The sequence below is a fragment of the Acidithiobacillus thiooxidans ATCC 19377 genome (assembly GCF_009662475.1).
Classification (GTDB): Bacteria; Pseudomonadota; Gammaproteobacteria; order Acidithiobacillales; family Acidithiobacillaceae; genus Acidithiobacillus; species Acidithiobacillus thiooxidans.
The window spans coordinates 1272335-1290278 of record NZ_CP045571.1 but is presented as its reverse complement, the minus strand read 5'-3'; the positions used below and the strand labels follow the sequence as shown (position 1 = coordinate 1290278).

17 protein-coding genes are annotated in these 17944 nt (G+C 52.6%); 6 read left to right on the top strand and 11 right to left on the bottom strand.

Going from position 1 to position 17944, the window contains the following annotated elements:
• Positions 1–34: 34 nt before the first annotated feature.
• Both GCD22_RS06600 and GCD22_RS06595 read right to left on the bottom strand, forming a co-directional pair.
• Positions 35–1468 (bottom strand): glycoside hydrolase 100 family protein, encoded by a 1434-nt coding sequence (locus tag GCD22_RS06600; RefSeq protein WP_024893745.1) that lies wholly within the window; start codon positions 1466–1468, stop codon positions 35–37.
• 38 nt (positions 1469–1506) lie between these two features.
• On the bottom strand, positions 1507–2430 hold the full coding sequence (locus GCD22_RS06595; RefSeq protein ID WP_031572853.1) for a PfkB family carbohydrate kinase: 924 nt from the start codon (positions 2428–2430) through the stop codon (positions 1507–1509).
• Between the two features lie 353 nt (positions 2431–2783).
• On the opposite strand from GCD22_RS06595, the gene GCD22_RS06590 reads away from it, so the two are divergent.
• Positions 2784–4211, top strand: a complete 1428-nt coding sequence (locus GCD22_RS06590) for an MFS transporter (protein ID WP_024893743.1) — start codon at positions 2784–2786, stop codon at positions 4209–4211.
• Positions 4212–4278: 67 nt separating this feature from the next.
• On the opposite strand, the gene GCD22_RS06585 is transcribed toward GCD22_RS06590, so the two are convergent.
• Positions 4279–4836: a mechanosensitive ion channel domain-containing protein gene (locus tag GCD22_RS06585; RefSeq protein ID WP_031569502.1), complete on the bottom strand. Its 558-nt coding sequence runs from the start codon at positions 4834–4836 to the stop codon at positions 4279–4281.
• Positions 4837–4918: 82 nt separating this feature from the next.
• Between GCD22_RS06585 and GCD22_RS06580 the strand changes: the two genes are divergently transcribed.
• Complete coding sequence (locus tag GCD22_RS06580; protein ID WP_153940493.1) at positions 4919–5779, top strand: fumarylacetoacetate hydrolase family protein; 861 nt, start codon at positions 4919–4921, stop codon at positions 5777–5779.
• Positions 5780–5792: 13 nt separating this feature from the next.
• Here GCD22_RS06580 and GCD22_RS06575 read toward each other — a convergent pair whose 3' ends face one another.
• The 6 genes from GCD22_RS06575 to GCD22_RS06550 all read right to left on the bottom strand — a co-directional run bounded on the left by GCD22_RS06575 (position 5793) and on the right by GCD22_RS06550 (position 11337).
• Positions 5793–6017 carry a globin domain-containing protein gene (locus GCD22_RS06575; protein WP_244947594.1) on the bottom strand — a complete coding sequence of 75 codons (225 nt, stop codon included), beginning with the start codon at positions 6015–6017 and terminating at the stop codon, positions 5793–5795.
• A gap of 23 nt (positions 6018–6040) precedes the next feature.
• Positions 6041–7255: an ISL3 family transposase gene (locus tag GCD22_RS06570; protein ID WP_065973572.1), complete on the bottom strand. Its 1215-nt coding sequence runs from the start codon at positions 7253–7255 to the stop codon at positions 6041–6043.
• 3 nt (positions 7256–7258) lie between these two features.
• On the bottom strand, positions 7259–7495 hold the full coding sequence (locus tag GCD22_RS06565; protein WP_244947593.1) for a globin domain-containing protein: 237 nt from the start codon (positions 7493–7495) through the stop codon (positions 7259–7261).
• A 3-nt stretch (positions 7496–7498) separates the two neighbouring features.
• Positions 7499–9385 carry a biosynthetic arginine decarboxylase gene (speA, locus tag GCD22_RS06560; protein ID WP_081577561.1) on the bottom strand — a complete coding sequence of 629 codons (1887 nt, stop codon included), beginning with the start codon at positions 9383–9385 and terminating at the stop codon, positions 7499–7501.
• Between the two features lie 66 nt (positions 9386–9451).
• Positions 9452–10861: a PhoH family protein gene (locus GCD22_RS06555; protein ID WP_031569481.1), complete on the bottom strand. Its 1410-nt coding sequence runs from the start codon at positions 10859–10861 to the stop codon at positions 9452–9454.
• A complete protein-coding gene (locus GCD22_RS06550) occupies positions 10858–11337 on the bottom strand; it encodes a peroxiredoxin (RefSeq protein ID WP_031569480.1) in 480 nt (159 codons plus the stop codon). The genes GCD22_RS06555 and GCD22_RS06550 overlap by 4 nt, the downstream gene beginning before the upstream one ends.
• A gap of 117 nt (positions 11338–11454) precedes the next feature.
• Between GCD22_RS06550 and GCD22_RS06545 the strand changes: the two genes are divergently transcribed.
• The 3 genes from GCD22_RS06545 (at position 11455) to GCD22_RS06535 (ending at position 12671) form a co-directional block, all read left to right on the top strand.
• The gene (locus GCD22_RS06545) at positions 11455–11925 is read left to right on the top strand and encodes a Fur family transcriptional regulator (RefSeq protein WP_024893737.1); all 471 of its coding nucleotides are present in this window, start codon (positions 11455–11457) and stop codon (positions 11923–11925) included.
• 144 nt (positions 11926–12069) lie between these two features.
• Positions 12070–12267, top strand: a complete 198-nt coding sequence (locus GCD22_RS06540; protein WP_081577560.1) for a type II toxin-antitoxin system HicA family toxin — start codon at positions 12070–12072, stop codon at positions 12265–12267.
• The gene (locus tag GCD22_RS06535) at positions 12264–12671 is read left to right on the top strand and encodes a type II toxin-antitoxin system HicB family antitoxin (RefSeq protein WP_010639110.1); all 408 of its coding nucleotides are present in this window, start codon (positions 12264–12266) and stop codon (positions 12669–12671) included. The genes GCD22_RS06540 and GCD22_RS06535 overlap by 4 nt, the downstream gene beginning before the upstream one ends.
• A 102-nt stretch (positions 12672–12773) precedes the next feature.
• On the opposite strand, the gene GCD22_RS06530 is transcribed toward GCD22_RS06535, so the two are convergent.
• Positions 12774–14681: a penicillin-binding transpeptidase domain-containing protein gene (locus GCD22_RS06530; RefSeq protein WP_080707738.1), complete on the bottom strand. Its 1908-nt coding sequence runs from the start codon at positions 14679–14681 to the stop codon at positions 12774–12776.
• A gap of 202 nt (positions 14682–14883) precedes the next feature.
• Here GCD22_RS06530 and GCD22_RS06525 point away from each other — a divergent pair, with 202 nt between their 5' ends.
• Entirely contained in the window at positions 14884–16575 is a 1692-nt protein-coding gene (locus GCD22_RS06525; RefSeq protein WP_051690456.1) for an ArnT family glycosyltransferase, read from the top strand.
• On the opposite strand, the gene GCD22_RS06520 is transcribed toward GCD22_RS06525, so the two are convergent.
• Positions 16526–17923, bottom strand: a complete 1398-nt coding sequence (locus GCD22_RS06520; RefSeq protein WP_051690455.1) for an MFS transporter — start codon at positions 17921–17923, stop codon at positions 16526–16528. The two genes, GCD22_RS06525 and GCD22_RS06520, sit on opposite strands and share 50 nt — an antisense overlap.
• Positions 17924–17944 lie beyond the last annotated feature (21 nt).

The following is a 17944-nucleotide window of genomic DNA, read 5'->3' as shown; positions in this document are numbered from 1 at the left end:
CTAACCCTCACTGTATGCTCCCGAAACATATTACCTACTCCTCTGCACTCTCCGTGGCTTCGTCCAGTGTTTCATCGAACCCCAGCCGCTCCAGAAGACCCGGCTCATCCAGGAAATAGCGCGCAAGTAATAGTCCTGCAGCGCTCCACACCTGTCCGATATTGGCCCGACGACCTACCAGACGTCCAAGACGGCCGTCGTAATATTCTGGCCAACGGTCTGCAAACAGGCGTGGCTCAACCATTTGCCAGGCCCGCTCTGCCAGATCCATGCGTCCCGCCTTGATAGTTGCCGCCACCAGGGGCCAAATCATGACCGGCCAATTGCCACCATTGTGGTAAGACCAGGGGATATTTTTAGGGTCGGACCCCGTGATCAGCCGCCATTCATCCCCCTCAACGGCGGGATAAACGAGTTTCATGGGGACTCGTCCAAGCAGGTCGTTCCAGCGCTGCTCAATCAAGCTGGTCAACGCCTGTGCCTGAGCAGTCGTGGCCATGCCCGTAGCCAGCATCAACAGATTTCCCTGGGCAAAAAAGCGAAAATCCATCCGCCCTGGACCCAGATTTCCTACGAAAAAGCCGGCCCCGTCGGGAAGCCAGTCCTGGACCCAAAGAGGAATGGATTCGGGGTGGATATTGAATAGATTTTCAATATTGACTCCGAGCATTTCCGTTTCAAAGCGATAAATCCGGTTAAGGACGTCCATATCCAGCCAGTAATACTGCTGTACATAAGAACGCAATACATTTCTGCGGCGCTGTGCCAAATCTACCAACCATTGACTGCCCTGCTCTGGAAGCAAAAGGGAAGCGCAGCGCAGGGTAGCATTGAACAGCGCCTGAATTTCGATGGGATGACCATTGACGCCCATACGTCGATCAATCATGAAGGAGGCATCAGGAACCAGCAGGGTCGGAAAAACCTCAAAGCGACTCTGCAAACACAGGCTCAGAATCATCCGCAACATGCGCTGGATTTCTGGGCTGCGGGCAAAATCCAGGTCCCCTGTATACAGCACGTAGGCATGCAGGAGCATGGACCACCACATCATCGAGTCCACCGGGGCTACCCGGCCAATGGCCCGGTCGCCAAAGTCCGCCAGCACCTCCTCTTCTCCATGGTCATTGCGCTGCACGCGAAACGAGGCAGGCATAACCCCGGGAGCAATCTGCTGCCCTTCAAGTTCTTCCTGCTGTCCTCTGAGCTGCATAATCAGATGCAGGAAGGAGCGGACGACGTCAGCCCGATTTTCCAGCAGCAGAATCAATCCGACGGGGAAAAAATCCCGTACGAAGCAATCCGCATAATTTTCTGCAGGGGCCTTGGGGTCGACGCTGGCTGCCGTACCCACCAGTTGCCCTCCATAGAAGACACCAGCAGCCTCAATCAGTCGATAGGCATCATCCAGAGCTGGACTAACGCCATGGTACCGGGGTTTATTGAAACAAGGTTCATTCTCGGCCAAAGGCTTTTCTCCTCACAGCTGATGCTGGGCTAGCGCCTTCACATTGGTTTAGACAGACTTTTGCCTTGGGTCCAGCGACTCATGAACGATTCATAAAAATCCAGGGAATCCGGCGTCGCACCTTGCAGAGCGCAAACTGCAGCCGCCAATTCCCCGCCCCGGCGCAGGCGTAATTCCGGGCTTTCCCCCCGCAGCAGACTCCATAACCAGGCGGCAGAAAAGGCATCACCCGCTCCTACCGTATTCACCAGATTATTTACTGGTTCAGCAGCGGCTTCATAAAAGTCGTTATGATCCCAGTAGGCAGAGCCTTCCGGTCCACAAGTCAGCAACATCGACTCCAATGAAAAACGGTCTGCAAAAACCCGCATCTTATCGCGTAACACAGGCCCGGAACGTAGCGAAAAAACGGCCAGCAAAGTTTCTAATTCATCAACGTTACATTTCAGTATAGATGAATCGGTCAGTAACGGGGCAAGCCTATCAGGCGTCCACCAGGGTGCCCGTAAATTGATATCCAGAAATCGCTTGTTACTGATGGAAGCTAATTTCTGCAAGGTTTGCCGGGATGTACCGATTTCCCGCAAGGCAAGAGAACCGTGATAAAGCCAGGAAACAGGTTCAGGTAATTTTTCAGGGAATGGAATGTAGTCATAAGCCTGATGGGGTAGAATTTCGAAGCGATGACCTTCTACCGGGTCAGGTAGCACCTCCACACGCCCGGTTGGCAAAGTCTTGCTGACTGCCACCCCTGACAAGGGCATCTGCCATTGCCGCATATGATCCAGGATATTCCTGCCATTGATGTCATCGCCCACCTGGCTGATAAAAATGGCGGGCACTCCCAAGCCGTTTAAATGACGCGCCACATTAAAGGGCGCGCCCCCAAGGCGCTGGCTGTCGCCGAAGTCATCGACCAGACATTCGCCGAAAATCACTCCAAAACGCTTAAAATCATGCATGCATCTCACCATATCGAAAGCATAGGTCACTGACAAGCAATCCCATTTTTTGGCGACATTGAACCTAAAAACGGCAGGTGCCGTGGGTGCTTTGCCGCGACTTTTGTTTCGAGCCGTTGTTGTTCTTGGCGAAATCCTGCGTCCGTCAGGAGAGCTGTTTGAGCCCGCAGGGCGAGTTCTCTCCTGACAGCAGGATGAGCCCTAGAACAACAGGCGAGGAACAACGGAGCAAAAAACACCCACGGCAACTGCCGTTTTTAGGTTGAACTATTTACCCAGATAGTCATCAATATTTTATATACCCATGATTTTTACGCCAATGCAATTTATCACTCAACGTGAGGGGTCTTGCCATGCCTGTAAAAACAACAGCCGAACAGCATCAACCCGGAAACCCGATATTTTCCAAGGAGCGCAGACGTCTGGCCCATGCACGCTTCGCCACTGTGCTGAAAATTCTGAATGAACCAAGGCGCTGGATATCGGTCTGGTTTCTGTCCTACGCGCTTCTCGGCGCCATTTCATCTGGCCTCCTCCCCATCCTGTTACCGTTGATGATTGTTGGTTTAACCCATCATCTCAGTTGGGTCGCCTATGTAATGGGGGGATTTAATTTAGGACTTCTGAGTTCACCCCTCTGGGGCTTTCTGGCAGACAGCAAACAATGGCATCGACCGGTCTTTTTTACCGGGTTTTTGATGCTGATCATCGCCCTTGCGCTCATGCCTTTTCTTCCGGGGCTTTTGCCCTGGAGTCTGCTGGCACTACTGGCAGGGGCTGGTACCTCGGCCGTGGCAACCGTGGCCAGCTTATTCATTGTCGAATTTGATCCCAAAGACCACTGGGAGTCTCGTCTTGGCTGGTTGCAGACTTTTAATGGCGCCGGACAGGTGGTCGGCCTACTGGTTGCCAGTGCTTTTGTGGCCAATTTCAAGATGGGTTTAATCTGCTCGGCCCTGGTATTAATTCCAGCCATATGGCTGGGCGCCAAAGGTCTGCCCGCTGCTGCAAAACGTTTTGACTGGTCTGCAGAAATTGGCAACCAGATGCGTCGAGAAATAGATTGGCGACTGCTGGCCAATTTTGGGCGTCCCGAACTGTTGGGAGGTGGGGTAATGCGCTTTTCCCATCATTTATCTCTGCGGGGTGGCAAACGCTTTAAGGAAGTCTTGTCCACCCGTTTCGGACGTTTTTTGTTCTCCTGGTTTGCCGTGGCTTTCGGCGTTGCCGCCTTTTTTGCCTATTTCCCCGTAGCCATGCAAAAAGCCTACAGCGTGGCCCCCGCCTTGACTTCCAGTGTCTATGCAGTGACGGCTGCCGTTGCCCTGATTCTCTATTCTGTGGGTGGACAACTCTCTGGAAAATTCGGCGCCGGTCGGGTATATCGCTGGTCGCTCATCGGACGACTGCTCGGCTTTGCCGTGCTGTTGGCTGTCTTTTTTACGCCCATTCCCAAAACCTTCGTGGCCCTGTTGGGTTTTGCCCTGATTATTGCCGTATGGCCTTTACAAAGTATCTCGGGCACCACCCTCACAGCCCGTCTGACGCCGTTCAGCCAGGGTGCCGCCATGGGTTTATTTAATGCCAGTGGCGCTGTAGCTACCGTGCTGGGTACTTTTCTGGGCGGACCGCTGGTGCAGTTCATCGGTTACCCCGCACTATCTGCCATGGCCATTGTGGGGATTATTCTCGGTTGGTTAAGCGGACATAATCTGCAGGCAGAAAATGTGCCACTCGCAACAGAGGCGTCAGCCAACGCAACTGCGGGATCTACCATATAAAAATGGAAGACTGTTACAAGAAGTCTGACTGAACATCTAAACGAAAAATATGCAATTCCGGAGAAAATTATTCACTTTCTTTCTTGTCGCCCACATCCGGTAAACGGCGGATCACACGCTGAAAGAAAAAATTATTGGGGATGACGACCACCGCGCCATCGTCCTGTTTGAGCTCGGTAAACATCAGGTTTTCTTCAACCACTTCACCGATGAGTGCTTCAGGGAAAATTTCGATACGCTGACCTAAACGTAAGGGCTGCCAGAACCAGATAAAAAACCGCGCGGTAATATTGCTGACCATCGCCCACAAAGCCAGCATACCCACACCGATTACCGCCAGCAGACTGACAAAAGTCGTACATATGGCAGTCACATCCACCGCCCAGACGCGCAACACCACTACCCAAACCAGAAGCCATAAAAACCAGGTAGTTATGCGTTTAAAAACGATGCCATAACCATGGGAAATGGTGCGCCGTGATCCCAGAAAAGACAGCAGGTGATTGATGGCTTTACCGTACCAATGCAAAATGACATAGCTGCCCAGTATAATCAGTACCGTATAAATCGCTCTATGCAATAGCCATTCGGGATCTACATCAATCCCGTATACTGTCATTACCATGTCCTATCCTTGCCGGGTATTTTATAGGCGCACCTTAGCCGAGGTGCTAGTATATGGCAACAAACAAGGCAAGGAGTAAGCATTGAAACTCAGTAAAATCAGTAGTAACAGCACCATCGAATTGGCGCTCTGGCGCGGTTGCGACTTGCTGTCCCTGCGGAATATCGCCCCGCGATTGACCCTGATGGATTTGCTCGGCGCGAGTGCCAGCCTGCGCAATGATCTGGAACAACGACTTAATCGTGCGCATGCCCAGGACCTGCTTGATCCCACGCAACTGAATTTTCTGCCTCCCTTACCCGAAAACTGCAAAATCCTCTGCGCAGGGCTGAATTATCAAAGTCATGCCACGGAAGTCTCTGCTCCACCAGCGGAATATCCCAACTTTTTTATGCGTTACGAAGATACTCTGGTGGGACACGGTCAAGCCCTGCGTATCCCTTCCAGCTCCCGGGAACTGGATTACGAAGGAGAACTCGCTGTGGTTATTGGCAAGCCCTGCTTCGGGTCCATGAACGATGCACAAGCACTGGATTGTGTGTCAGGTTACACCATTTTCAACGATGCCAGCGTCAGGGATTTCCAGTTTCGCGCCAGTCAGTGGACCCTGGGCAAAAACTTTCCTGCTACGGGCGGATGTGGGCCTGTGGTAGTCAGTGCCGATGAACTTCCCATGGGAGCCAAAGGCCTGGCCTTGCAGACGTTGATTGATGGTACGGTCATGCAGACCGGCAATACGGCCGACTTGATTTTCGACGTTGCGGCGCTAATTCGTGCCCTGGCGGCAGTCACGCCCCTGCGTAGTGGAGACCTGATCATTACCGGAACACCGGCTGGTGTAGGATTCACCCGCAATCCGCCGCGTTTTTTACAGGCCGGTGAACACTGCGAAGTTCGTATTGAAGGCATCGGGTCGCTCATCAATCCGGTCTCGGCAAATTAACCAGGCATGCAGCCTAACGATTGCGCATAAAATCCGCCGTGCGCTGCAAGGCGGTCTGTAAATGCGTATACACTTCGGGTGGCATGTCCTGTTCCTGCATGGAGCGCAACATGCAGGCCATCCACTGATCCCGCGCCTGATCATCTACCGGAAAGCTGGCATGGCGCGCCCGCAGGCGGGGATGTCCAAACTTTTCGACGTACAAATCCGGTCCACCCAGCCAGCCTGAAAGAAACAAAAACAGTTTGGTTCCTCGTCATTTCAAGTGGGTAGCCTGAGATCCAGCTTACCCAAGATCAGGTAGGCCATATTGATAAAGTTCTTGTGGGTACGGTAACCCCGAGCTTTCGCCTTGGCGGATTGAATGAGGCTGTTAAAACCTTCCAGAATTCCATTGGTGATCTGGCTCTCAAACCAGTGGAGCACACCATCCCAATGATTCATGATGGTGTAGGCAACCTTGACGATAGGCGGCAGATCGCTGGTCTTGGCGTTTTCCAACCAGGCTTTCAAGAGGGTAGCACCCTGATGGCGATTCTTGATCGTGAAGATGTCCTGAAAGGTCAGGCGGAATTGGTAGGCCTGCGCCGTCTTGAGGTTCTGGTCTTTGAGTAATGCCTGCAGCTTTTCTTTCTGCTTCACCTTGAGTTTCCGTTCATTCTTGAGCCAGAGCCAGCGGGTCTTTTTGAGGTCTGGCTGGGTAAATGCTTCGCTCCTGCGTACCGCGTCCACGGCCTCGTTGACGAGCTTCATGAGGTGGAAACGATCAAAGGTCACCTGGGCGTTGGGAAGATGCTCTTTAGCCCCTTTCTGGAAGGCGGGAGACAAGTCCATGCTGACGTCCGTGACAGCTTCTGCGCTGCCCCCATGGGCTTCAAGGTCTGTGGCAAATCGCGCAAAAGTGGAGACGTCCTTACCGGGGGTGGCAAACAGCAGTCGCCTAGCTTCCAGATCTACGAAGAGCGTGATGTAGTCATGGCCGCGCCGACTGCTGGTTTCATCGACGCCGACGGCATGGACATGGGCCATATCCACTCTGGTACGGGCTTCGGGCACATAGTGGTCAATCACCCGCCACAGGAGCGTGTCGGTCTCGCCGATCAGGCGGGCTACTGTCAATACCGGCATCTCCCGCACCAGGGTCATGATCAGCGCTTCAAAGAGCAGGGTGAAACGCGAGCCTTCCCGCGCCCAGGGAACAGGGATCTGATGCACCCCATGTTCCGGGCACATCACACGGGGTACGCGGGCGTGGAGATAGGCTTCATGCTGAAAGAAATCCATGTGCCGCCAAGTATGTTCACGGGTGTCATGTACCGGACACTCCTCACCACAGACGGGGCAAGCAAAGCGACTGCCCTTGGGAAAGTTGATGTGCAGATCCAGGCGCTTCTCCTCCACTTGGAAGGTCACATCGTCCACCAACCACGGCGGTACCAACCCTAACGCGAGAGAAAACAGCTCTTCTGGGACCATCAGCTAACTCCTATTCGGGACACAACTGCTCCGCTGCATTGTAAACCCTACCCACTCGATCTGACGAAGAGCCAACAGTTTCTCCTTGGATTCGCTCAAGTCGGCCGGATGCATTTCCCGCAAAGGACTGCGCCATTGGGCTTCACTGTCCATCAAGTCATAAAAACGATTGACCAATGCCCGGATCGCGCTTTCGCCGCCCAACAGAATATAAGGAGAAGTTTCAGGTTCAAGAATCACAAATCACTCCAAATAAGTATAACCATGCAGACCATCGGCAAATTGTTGCAGGAAAATGTGCCGTTGCTCAGGGTTGAGATGGGTACAATGATCGACTTTTTTCTGGTAACGCGCCAGTAAATCCGGAGCAGAAAACTGCACGTAATTCAATACCGATTCTACGGTATCCCCGGCCACAGGCTGCTCCAGAAGAACCTGACCCTGCGCATTACAAAGCACATTCACCGAATCCGTATCGCCGAAAAGATTGTGCATATCACCAAGAATTTCCTGATAGGCACCCACCATAAATATACCCAATATATAGGGCTTGTCATTTTGCACGGCATGCACCGGCAAGGCCGGTGTCAGGCCTTCTGCGGTCACATAGGCGTCAATCCGACCATCGGAATCACAGGTAATATCTTCAATCCGGGCGCGACGTTTTGGTTCTTCATTTAAGCGCTGAATGGGCATAATGGGGAAAATCTGATCTATCGCCCAGACATCCGGCAAGGATTGAAATAATGAAAAATTCACGAAATATTTATCGACAATTTTTTCATCCAGTTCATCCAGAATATCCCGATGCGCCCGATTATGGGGGTCCAGAAAGCGACGCACCTGCCAGATAACGCGCGCGTAAATTTCTTCCGCCTGCGCTCTTTGTTCAATATGCAGCAGACCAAGATTAAATTGTTGATGTACTTCACCCAGCAGGTAAATGGCTTCCTGATAAACCTCCAGGGCATCTGATGACTGGGCATTCTCCAGGCGTTGGAGCAGACGTTGCCATTCCTCGGTGATTCCCTGCGCGGCGGTTGGAGACAAGGGCAGCTCTCCTGCTGCCATTTCCACATCTGTCACATTCGTCAACAAAATGGCATGGTGAGCGGTCAGAGCCCGGCCCGATTCCGAAACCACATGGGGCTCCGGCAAATTTTCCTGGCGGGACACCTCAGCCAGGGCACTGACAATGGCATGTGCATAATCGCTGACATGATAGTTGGTCGAGCAATAGGCACGCGAATGGGTTCCTTCGTAATCCACCCCCAGACCGCCGCCTACATCCACGACTTCCAGGGCCGCGCCCAGACGCCGCAACTCGGCATACAGTCGCGCGCACTCGCGCATACCACCTTTAATAAACTGAATATTGGGAATTTGCGAACCCAGATGAAAATGCAGTAACTGCAGACTTTGCAGAGCGTTCTCCCGGCGTAGATGTTCAAGCAAATCGAGAATATGCGCGGTGGACAAACCAAACTTGGATTTTTCCCCACCCGTGTTTTGCCATTTACCCGCCCCTGCCGAAGCCAGCCGGGCACGAACGCCAATGCGGGGTTGCACACCAATATCCCGGGATTCACTGAGGATGAGCGGTAATTCCGATATTTTTTCCACCACCAGGTAAACCCGCAAGCCCAGCTTTTCGCCGCTCAAGGCCAAACGAATATACTCGCGATCCTTATAGCCATTGCAAATGACGGTACCGCCCGCTGGCATAAGGCCCAGCACGGCCAGCAATTCCGGCTTGCTGCCCGCTTCAAGGCCCACATTGCCTGAGCCCGCCCGCAGAATTTCTTCCACAACCCGACGTTGCTGATTGACCTTGATAGGATAAACCGGGGTATAGCCCCCCTGATAGTGCGTATCCTGCATGGCGGCCGTAAAGGCGCCACGCAGTTTTTCTACCCGGTGACCGAGAATTTGTGGAAAACGCAGCAGACAGGGCAGCCCCAGGGAGTGTTCTCCCAATTCGCTGGCCACATCAGCCAGTCCAATCGCCGGACTGTCCGCACGCGCATCTGGCCGCACCAGCATTTGCCCGTCTTCGGCGATGTCAAAATAACCTTCGCCCCATTGCTGCAGATTGTACAGATGACGACTATCGGCCACAGTCCAGGTCATGCCCGCTCTCCCCCCCTCAAAAGCCCAGCGCAGTCTAAGGGTTCTGCAGGCCACCCGACAAGTCATCTATAGAGCTTCGTTGGCAAAATCCGCCAGTCTTGAGCGTTCGCCACGGCGCAGGGTAATGTGGCCGCTATGTGCCCAATTCTTGAAACGATCCACCACATAGGTCAGACCCGAAGTGGTCTCCGTCAGATAGGGCGTATCAATCTGGGCAATATTGCCCAGGCAGACAATTTTGGTGCCGGGGCCTGCCCGGGTAATCAGGGTTTTCATTTCCTTGGAGGTGAGATTCTGGGCCTCGTCGATAATGACAAATTTCTCCAGAAAAGTGCGCCCCCGCATGAAACTCATGGATTTCACGCGAATGCGTTTGTTTAGCAAGTCCTGGGTCGCACTGCGCCCCCAACTCCCGGCTTCATCGCTGCTGCGCGCCAGAATTTCCAGATTGTCTTCCAGCGCACCCATCCATGGCTGCATTTTTTCTTCTTCAGTCCCCGGCAAAAAACCAATTTCTTCGCCTACTGGTACCGTTGCCCGGGTAATAATGACTTCCGAATAGCGTTTATGTTCAAAAACCTGATCCAGAGCGGCCGCCAGGGTCAGCAGGGTTTTTCCGGTGCCGGCATGACCCAGCAGGGTGACAAAATCAATGTCCGGATCCATCAGCAGATTCAAGGCAAAATTCTGCTCAGGATTACGGGCGACAATTCCCCAAACGGCATGACGATCATGACGATAATCCGTGATTCGCTCGATGATGGCATGTTCAGGATGCACTTCGCGGACAATAGCCGCGAATTCATCGGCATCCGCCTCCCCCTGATGCAGGGCAATAAACTCATTGGCATGCCAGTGCTGAATGGCAGGACCACTGATTTTATAGAAACTGCGCCCGCTTTCCTGCCAGGCATCCAGATCGCGACTGTGCTGATCCCAGAAATTTGCACTGAGAATTTCCGAGCCAGTGTACAATAAGTCCGCATCTTCCAGGGCACGGTCATTTTCGTAGTCTTCCACGCGGATACCCAGGGTCCGGCCCTTGATGCGCAGATTGATGTCCTTGCTGACCAGAATGACATCTTTTTCAGGGTGGCGATTTTGCAAGGCCAAAGTGACCGCAAGAATTTCATTATCAGCCTTACCACCCGCCAGATCTTCCGGCAAAGCCTGCTGGTAGGCCGCCGTCTGAAAAAACAGCCGTCCCTGGGCGTAGGGTAAAGGCAGGCCCTGATCCAGATCCGCCGTATCCGTCAGCAGTTCGTCGAGCCTGCGGCTGACCTGTCGGACGTTACGGGCCTGCTCGCTGAGTCCTTTTTTATGCTGATCCAGCTCTTCCAGAACAATCATGGGAAGCAGAATGTCGTGTTCCTGAAAGCGGAACAGCGACGCTGGATCGTGCATCAGGACATTGGTGTCGAGAATATAAAGCCGTGGTTTTTGGGGATCGTTGGCAACAGCTTTGCCGGCACTCATGGGAGTTTTTTGACAATATCAAGTATCGCCGCCGCATGACCTGCCGCTTTGACCTTGCGCTCCACATAGGCAATTTTACCTTGCCGGTCAATAACAAAGGTGCTGCGCTCTACACCAATACTGACTTTGCCGTACATGTTTTTTTCCTTGAGCACATCAAAAGCGGTGCAGAGGGCTTCGTCCGTATCTGCCAGAAGCGGAAAAGGGAAATTGAACTTGCAGGCGAATTTTTCATGGCTGGCCAGACTGTCGCGGGAAACGCCCAAAACTTCTGCGCCAGCCGCCTGAAAATCAGGATAAAGGGCAGTAAATTCCTGGCCTTCTGTGGTGCAGCCGGGAGTATCATCCTTGGGATAAAAATAAAGGACGACAATTTTGCCGTGGAGATCGCGCAAACGGATTTCTGAATCCTTGCCATAAGCAGCAGCGTGAAATTGCGGGGCATCTTGACCAACGGCGATTTTTTCTGAGGACATGGAAGACTCCTGAGTGAACCTGTTGAAAATCTAGCGCGGCTGATGCCCAGATGTCCAGCCATTCCCCGGATCACGGTCGGACTTGCACCCATGCAGGGGCTGCTCTAGCATGAACCCATGAAAAATCATGTTCATGATACGCCCTCCCCCACGCACAGCGATGCAGAAGTGACTCAGCTATTGCGGGACGCGGGACAACGCGTCACCAAGTTACGCGTTGCTGTTTACAGGACGCTCCTGGACGCCGAGCAACCCCTGAGCCATCCCGAGGTCCAGCAACGTCTGGAATCAAGCATCGCGAGCCCGGTAGATCGGGTCAGCTTATATCGCAATCTGGAGTGGTTAGTGGATATCGGCCTGGCCCACCGCATTACCGCAGATGATAGGGTCTGGCGTTTCAGTGCCCGACGCCTGGAACAATCCAATCAGCATCCCCATTTTCACTGTGTTTCCTGTGGACAGGTTTTTTGTCTTCCGGAAAGCCCGGTCTCCACGCCCACTCTTCCCAAGGATTATTCGGTCATCGAAATGGAACTGGTGGTGAACGGTGTCTGTGCCCATTGTGGTAAAAACAAAACCCCCGATTGATCGTAATACGAGGGCTAATATCAGTCTGATTTTCATCTGTCGATCCTCCATGAATACTCCCTTTGCACAAAGCGAGGGAAATGGGAGGATGGCCGTTAGTCTCCCGGCAATGACTTGCAGAAATCCGTGTGTATAATACACACCATGACGAGCTCAGAACTGATCAAATCCCTGGAGTCGGCGGGATGGTTGCATCGAAGTACAAAAGGTTCGCATCACGTCTATGTGCATCCCGATCGCCCAGGGCATCTTTCGATCCCGCATCCACGTAAAGACCTGGGCACAGGATTACTCCACAAACTTTTGAAGCAGGCAGGACTTAAAGAGGGCAACTGCAAATGAGATACCCAATCGCTATTGAATCCGGGGATGAGACCCATGCCTTCGGGGTAGTAGTTCCCGACTTGCCGGGCTGCTTCTCTGCCGGGGATACCCTGGACGAAGCCATCCAAATGGCCAAGGAAGCCATCGAACTGTGGCTGGAGGTGCAGATTGATGAGAGTGGAGACATTCCAGAACCTAAAGCCATCACGGAGCATCAGGCTAATCCGGAGTTTGCTCACTGGATCTGGGCGCTGGTGGATGTGGACCCGGCGCTCATCTCTGACAAGGCGGAACGAGTCAATATTACTTTGCCTGCACGAGTGCTGCGACGTGTAGACGAGGCTGCTAAAAGCCGTCACGAGAGCCGTTCTGGTTTTCTAGCTCGCGCCGCACTGGCGACATTGCGGCGCGAGGCCTCTTAAATCTGCCACAAATTGGGCGACAAAATGGGGTATTCGTAATTTGTTGTGTATGGCGCCTCAGCTGGATCATAGCTCATTCAGGTCGTGTTTGTGTGATTACACCTATGCCCCACCCCCGCCCTCACTCCAGATTTCTGCCTGAGCTCTGGAAACTAGTGGTGCCTGAAAACGGCAAATATGCTTACCCCCCTTGGGAGTGGGCACCATAAGTAATGCGCCCGAGTCGATATCTTCCGGATTAGTCATCTGATTAATCTGCATGAGATGGGCAACAGAACTGTGATACTGCTGGGCAATTTCTGCCAGATTCTGGCCAGGCCTGATGGTGATGCGCATGGTCGGGCCATGATGGCAGGCAGGAGCCACATCCAGCTCCTGCAAGGCATGACGCATGGTCACCCGAAATACGGGTGCCGCTTCTATGCCCCCAAAATTCCATTTGAAATGACTACCGCGCAGGGAAACGGCCATCACCAGTTGTGGATGATTGCCGGGAGCAAAGCCGACAAAGGTGGCATTGGTGGTATGTCCATAAAAGCCGCCATGACCATTGGCCATATTGGCTGTACCCGTCTTGCCCGCTACATGATAGCCCTCAATGGCCGCCAAGATACCTGTTCCTCCCGGCTCCGCCACACTCTGCAGCCAGACTCGCAATTTTTTGGCCACCCAGGCAGGCATAATTCTCTTGGCGACTGGTGCCTGCCCCATGACCAATTCCGGTCGCATATGGTAGCCCCCGTTGGCAAAGGCGGCATAAGCATCCGCCAATTGCAGGGTGGTAACACTAACCCCATAACCCAAGGCAATGGTGGCATGGCGCGCCAGACTCCAGCTATGCCAGTTGGGCAGTACCCCTGAAGTCGCATCTACGAAACCGAGATCAGGTTTGCGCCCAAAACCGGCGCTACGGTACATATTGTAAATAATCTGCTCGGGGGTTTTGAGTGCAATTTTGGAGGCCCCAATACAACTGGAATATTTGAGAATATGTTCAATATTCAGGATGTGATGGCGCACATCATCCGTGATGGCATAACCGTCTACTATCAGCGGATGAAAAACATTGAATCGGGCATCAGGCTGAACACTGTGGCTCGCCAGGGCTGCCGCTACAACAAAGGGTTTCATCACTGAACCCGGTTCAAAGGCCTGATGCACGGCATTATTGGTATAGTCGGCAGGATCCATGCAGGAACCCTCTGCATTGGGATTGCAACTGGGTGCACTGACCATGGCCAGAATCTGTCCGGTATGCACATTCATCACCACCGCAGATCCATCTTTGGCGTGAAAATGATGCAGTGAGCGGGTCAGGGTAATATAGGCCCAATATTGAATCTGGGGATTAATGGTGAGCTGCAGTGGATGACCAAAATGCGCGAGTTTTTGCACTTTGGCCACATGCACTATCTGACCATGTCCATCCACCAGTGCCAATTCCTTTCCGGGATGCGCCCTGAGCCAGGTGTTGTAACCACGCTCCAAACCTGCAGAACCCTGGTGTGCCTCATCCACCAACCCCAGCAGGGGGGTTGTCACCGCGCCCATAGGATAATAACTGCGGCTGGTATCCTGCACATAAATGCCCGGCACCTGCAGCTTTTGTAGAGCCGTTCCGAACTCCGGAGCAACCTGACGTTCAATATAAGCATAATCTGCTCCTCCGCTGGCCACTCGACGGGCAAAACTGGCTTCGGAGAGATGCAGGGCATGACTGAGTTCTGCCCATTGGTCGTGGTGTTTATCCAGAATGGCAGGATCCGCCCAGATGGTAACCGCATGCACATTTACCGCCAGAGGTTCACCATTACGGGCTGTGATGATTCCCCGACTGGCTGGCAAAGGAATAGTCCGTAGATAGCGCATCTGGCCCTGCTGACGCAGAGTGGACTGGTCCAGAATCTGCAGATAAATATCGCGAATCAACATAACTGCAAAAGTCAGTAACAGGAAGATGATGACCAGACGCGCCCGTCCTGCGGGCAGGAATTTTACGGGTCTATCCATTGACAATACGGTTCAATAACAACAAATAGTTCTACCTGAAAGCATTGGAGCAGTTAGTCGGCGTATAAGCTTAATATGATATGTAGACAATGCAAAAGTTCCCGGCAACCCGCTTGGCAGTAAGCTATGGAGGATCAGCACCATATTTTTGATATGATAAGCGCCGCAATGCTGACCCCTACCATGGAGACCGCCTGCTGATATGGCCTTCAACAAAACGCTTAGTCTGTCCCGTTTTTATTTTTTATGCGGCCTGTTGTTTCTGGGTGCTTTTATCCTCTTTGCCTACCATAGTGGCAGCGGCAGCCTCTGGGATATTGATGAGCCCAATAATGCCCAGGCGCTCAAGGAAATGTTTGCGCAGCATAATTTTGTGCTTCCCCTGTTCAACGGGACCCTGCGCGTTGCCAAACCCGCTCTGAATTACTGGCTCATGTGGGGTGGCGTGGAAGTGTTCGGGATGAACAGCTGGGGTTTGCGTATGGGTTCGGTGTTGGTGGGAGCGCTGTTTGTCCTGTACCTGACTGTCTCCACACGGCGTCTGATAGGCAGCGGTCCCGCTTTGCTGACGGGCCTGGTGGCTGCCACTATCTTGCATAGCCAGATCATTTTCCGGGCGGCGGTACCAGACCCTTTATTGATTTTATTTGTCAGCATGAGTCTGATCAGCTATTTGCACGCCTATCAATTCCCGGAGACACGCAGCTTCAATATTTTACTCAGTTATGCCGCCATGGCCCTGGCCACTGTGGATGAAGGACCGATAGGCTTCCTGATTCCGGGGCTGATTATTGTGGTTTTTTTATTGTTGCGCGGTAATCTCCCCTATTTATGGAAAGAAGGGCGCCTGCAATGGGGCTTACCTTTGTTTTTGCTGATCGGCCTGCCCTGGTATGTTGCCGTAGGGGTAGAAAGCCACTGGAGATGGGATCTGGGCTTTCTTTTGCGGGCCAATATCAGCCGGTACAATGCTGAAATGCAGGGGCATCAGGGCCCGTTTTTTTATTACCTGCTGACCATTCCCCTCGCCCTGCTCCCCTGGTCCGTATTTCTCCCTCAGGCACTGCGACCTCTGTGGCGCAAACGCAAGCAACTGATCCGGCAATATCCTGTAGATACCTTTTTGCTCAGCTGGTTATTGGTGTGGGTCATTTTTTTCAGTATTTCCGCCACCAAACTGCCCAATTATGTCTGGGAAGCCTACCCGCCCCTGTTTATTTTTCTCGGAAGACGCTTTTACCAGGCCCTGTCCGGGGAAATACCCTTTCGCAGCTGGGGATTATATATGTCCTTGTCCGTACTTTTCAGCGTCGGGGCGGCTCTGGTCTATGCCGGCGCTATAATCGTGCCGGCAAAAATTCCTCCCCTGGGCTCGCTTTATTACCTGGGCTTACCCTATGCCGTGTCTGCCGTCCTTGCCGCGCTTTGGGTATGGAAAGACCAAGTTGGACGCTGGTTGATCACTCTGACCGCCGGGGCCGCCGCCTTGACTTTCGCGCTGATGACCTACACCGAGCCAGCATTGAATATTTTGAAGCCTTCTTACTTCATGGGAGAAAAAATCCGTCAGTACCAAGGTGATAAACCCTATAGCATTGCCGCCTGGCATTGGTTTCAGCCCAATTTTCTGTTTTATGCCGGACGTGGCAACATGATTTTGCACCGGCCCAGGCATATGGCGGAATTACAGAACATTCTGCGTCATAACCCCAGTCCCCTTTATCTGGTCTTGCCCAGTCGGGATGTTTCTGACATGCGCAGAAGCCTGCCGGATCATCTCCATATCCAAAGCATTTATGTCAGTTATGAGTTATATAATCACGAAAATTTGACCTTGTTACGCATCAGCCCGCAATCTGCTGTTTCCCTTCAGCACCAGGCCCCTCCGGGTTAATCTCGGGATTGGGTCCGGCGGAAGTGGAAAACGCCTGCTCTGTCAGATTTTCCTCGCCAGCCACCTGTTCCAAATTTTGGCGGGCAGGTTCAGGCAATAAAAAAGTCAGTGCCAATCCCGTCATACTGAATAAAAAAGTAAGCAGAAGGGTGTTTTCTATGCCCATCGCCTGGAGCAGAATGGGAAATAAAAACACCCCGATAAATGCGCCTACCTTGGCTGTCCCTGCGGAAATACCAGCGGCTGTAGTCCGTAAATGAGCAGGATAAATTTCTGAGGCCAGGACAAATGTAGTGGTATTCGGGCCAAATTCTGCAAAAAAATAACTGATGGCATACAAGGCAATAAACAGAGCAAATGCCCCGGCTATATCAGGAATCACGCCAATGGCGAGAAAAGCCATGCCCATGCAAAAAAAACCGATCAATTGCAGACGGCGATGACCAATACGGTCCAGAGTGAATGCCGCAAGAAAATATCCCGGCACTGCAGCAATTGCAAAAACAATCCAGCTCCAGGCAATATTGGCCATTAGCCCACCATGTGGGGCCAGCGCATGCATAATCATGGGCGTCGAAATAGTATTACCATAATAGGCATAATCAAAAGCAAACCAGGCCCCAGCCGTACCCAACAAATATCGCCAGTAATGTCTCAGTGGCTTTGGAGAGGTAACCGATGAATCCGCGTTGTTGGGAGCTTTTGTGGCCCGATTCAGCCAACGCGGTGATTCCGGCATGCTGCGTCGCATCCAGTATGCACCAAGCGCAGGAAACGCCCCCAGCCCCAGCATGATGCGCCAGGCCAGATCATGGTCAATTTGTGCGGCCAACAATGCCAGGGCAATACCAGGGCCAATCAAAACGCCCAAAGCCTGAAAGGAAAAGGTCAGACCCACCAGCAATCCGCGATTATCCCGATTGGCATATTCGCTCATGATCACTGAAGACAAAGGATAATCTCCACCTACCCCCAGCCCCAGAATAAAACGAAAGATAATCAATGTGGTGATATCATTGGCGCAGGCAGATCCGAGTGCGCCGAGCACCATCAACAGGGCTTCAATACCGTATATTTTGCGCCGCCCATAAATATCCGCAATTCTACCAAACAGATACGCCCCAAATAGTACGGCGAGCAAAGAAACGGAGCCAATCAGGCCCATCATCAGGGCATCAGGATGCCATTCCTGACGAATCAGTGCCAAAGCGTATCCAATGATAAATAAATCGTAGGCTGCCGAAAAAAATCCCAGCCCGGCAGTCAACATGGTTTTTAAGTGAAAAAGCCCGAGAGTGGCGTCATTCAGCGCGGCAATGGACGAAACAGATGTATTTGCTGATTTCATATACCCCGACGGACGTATTTG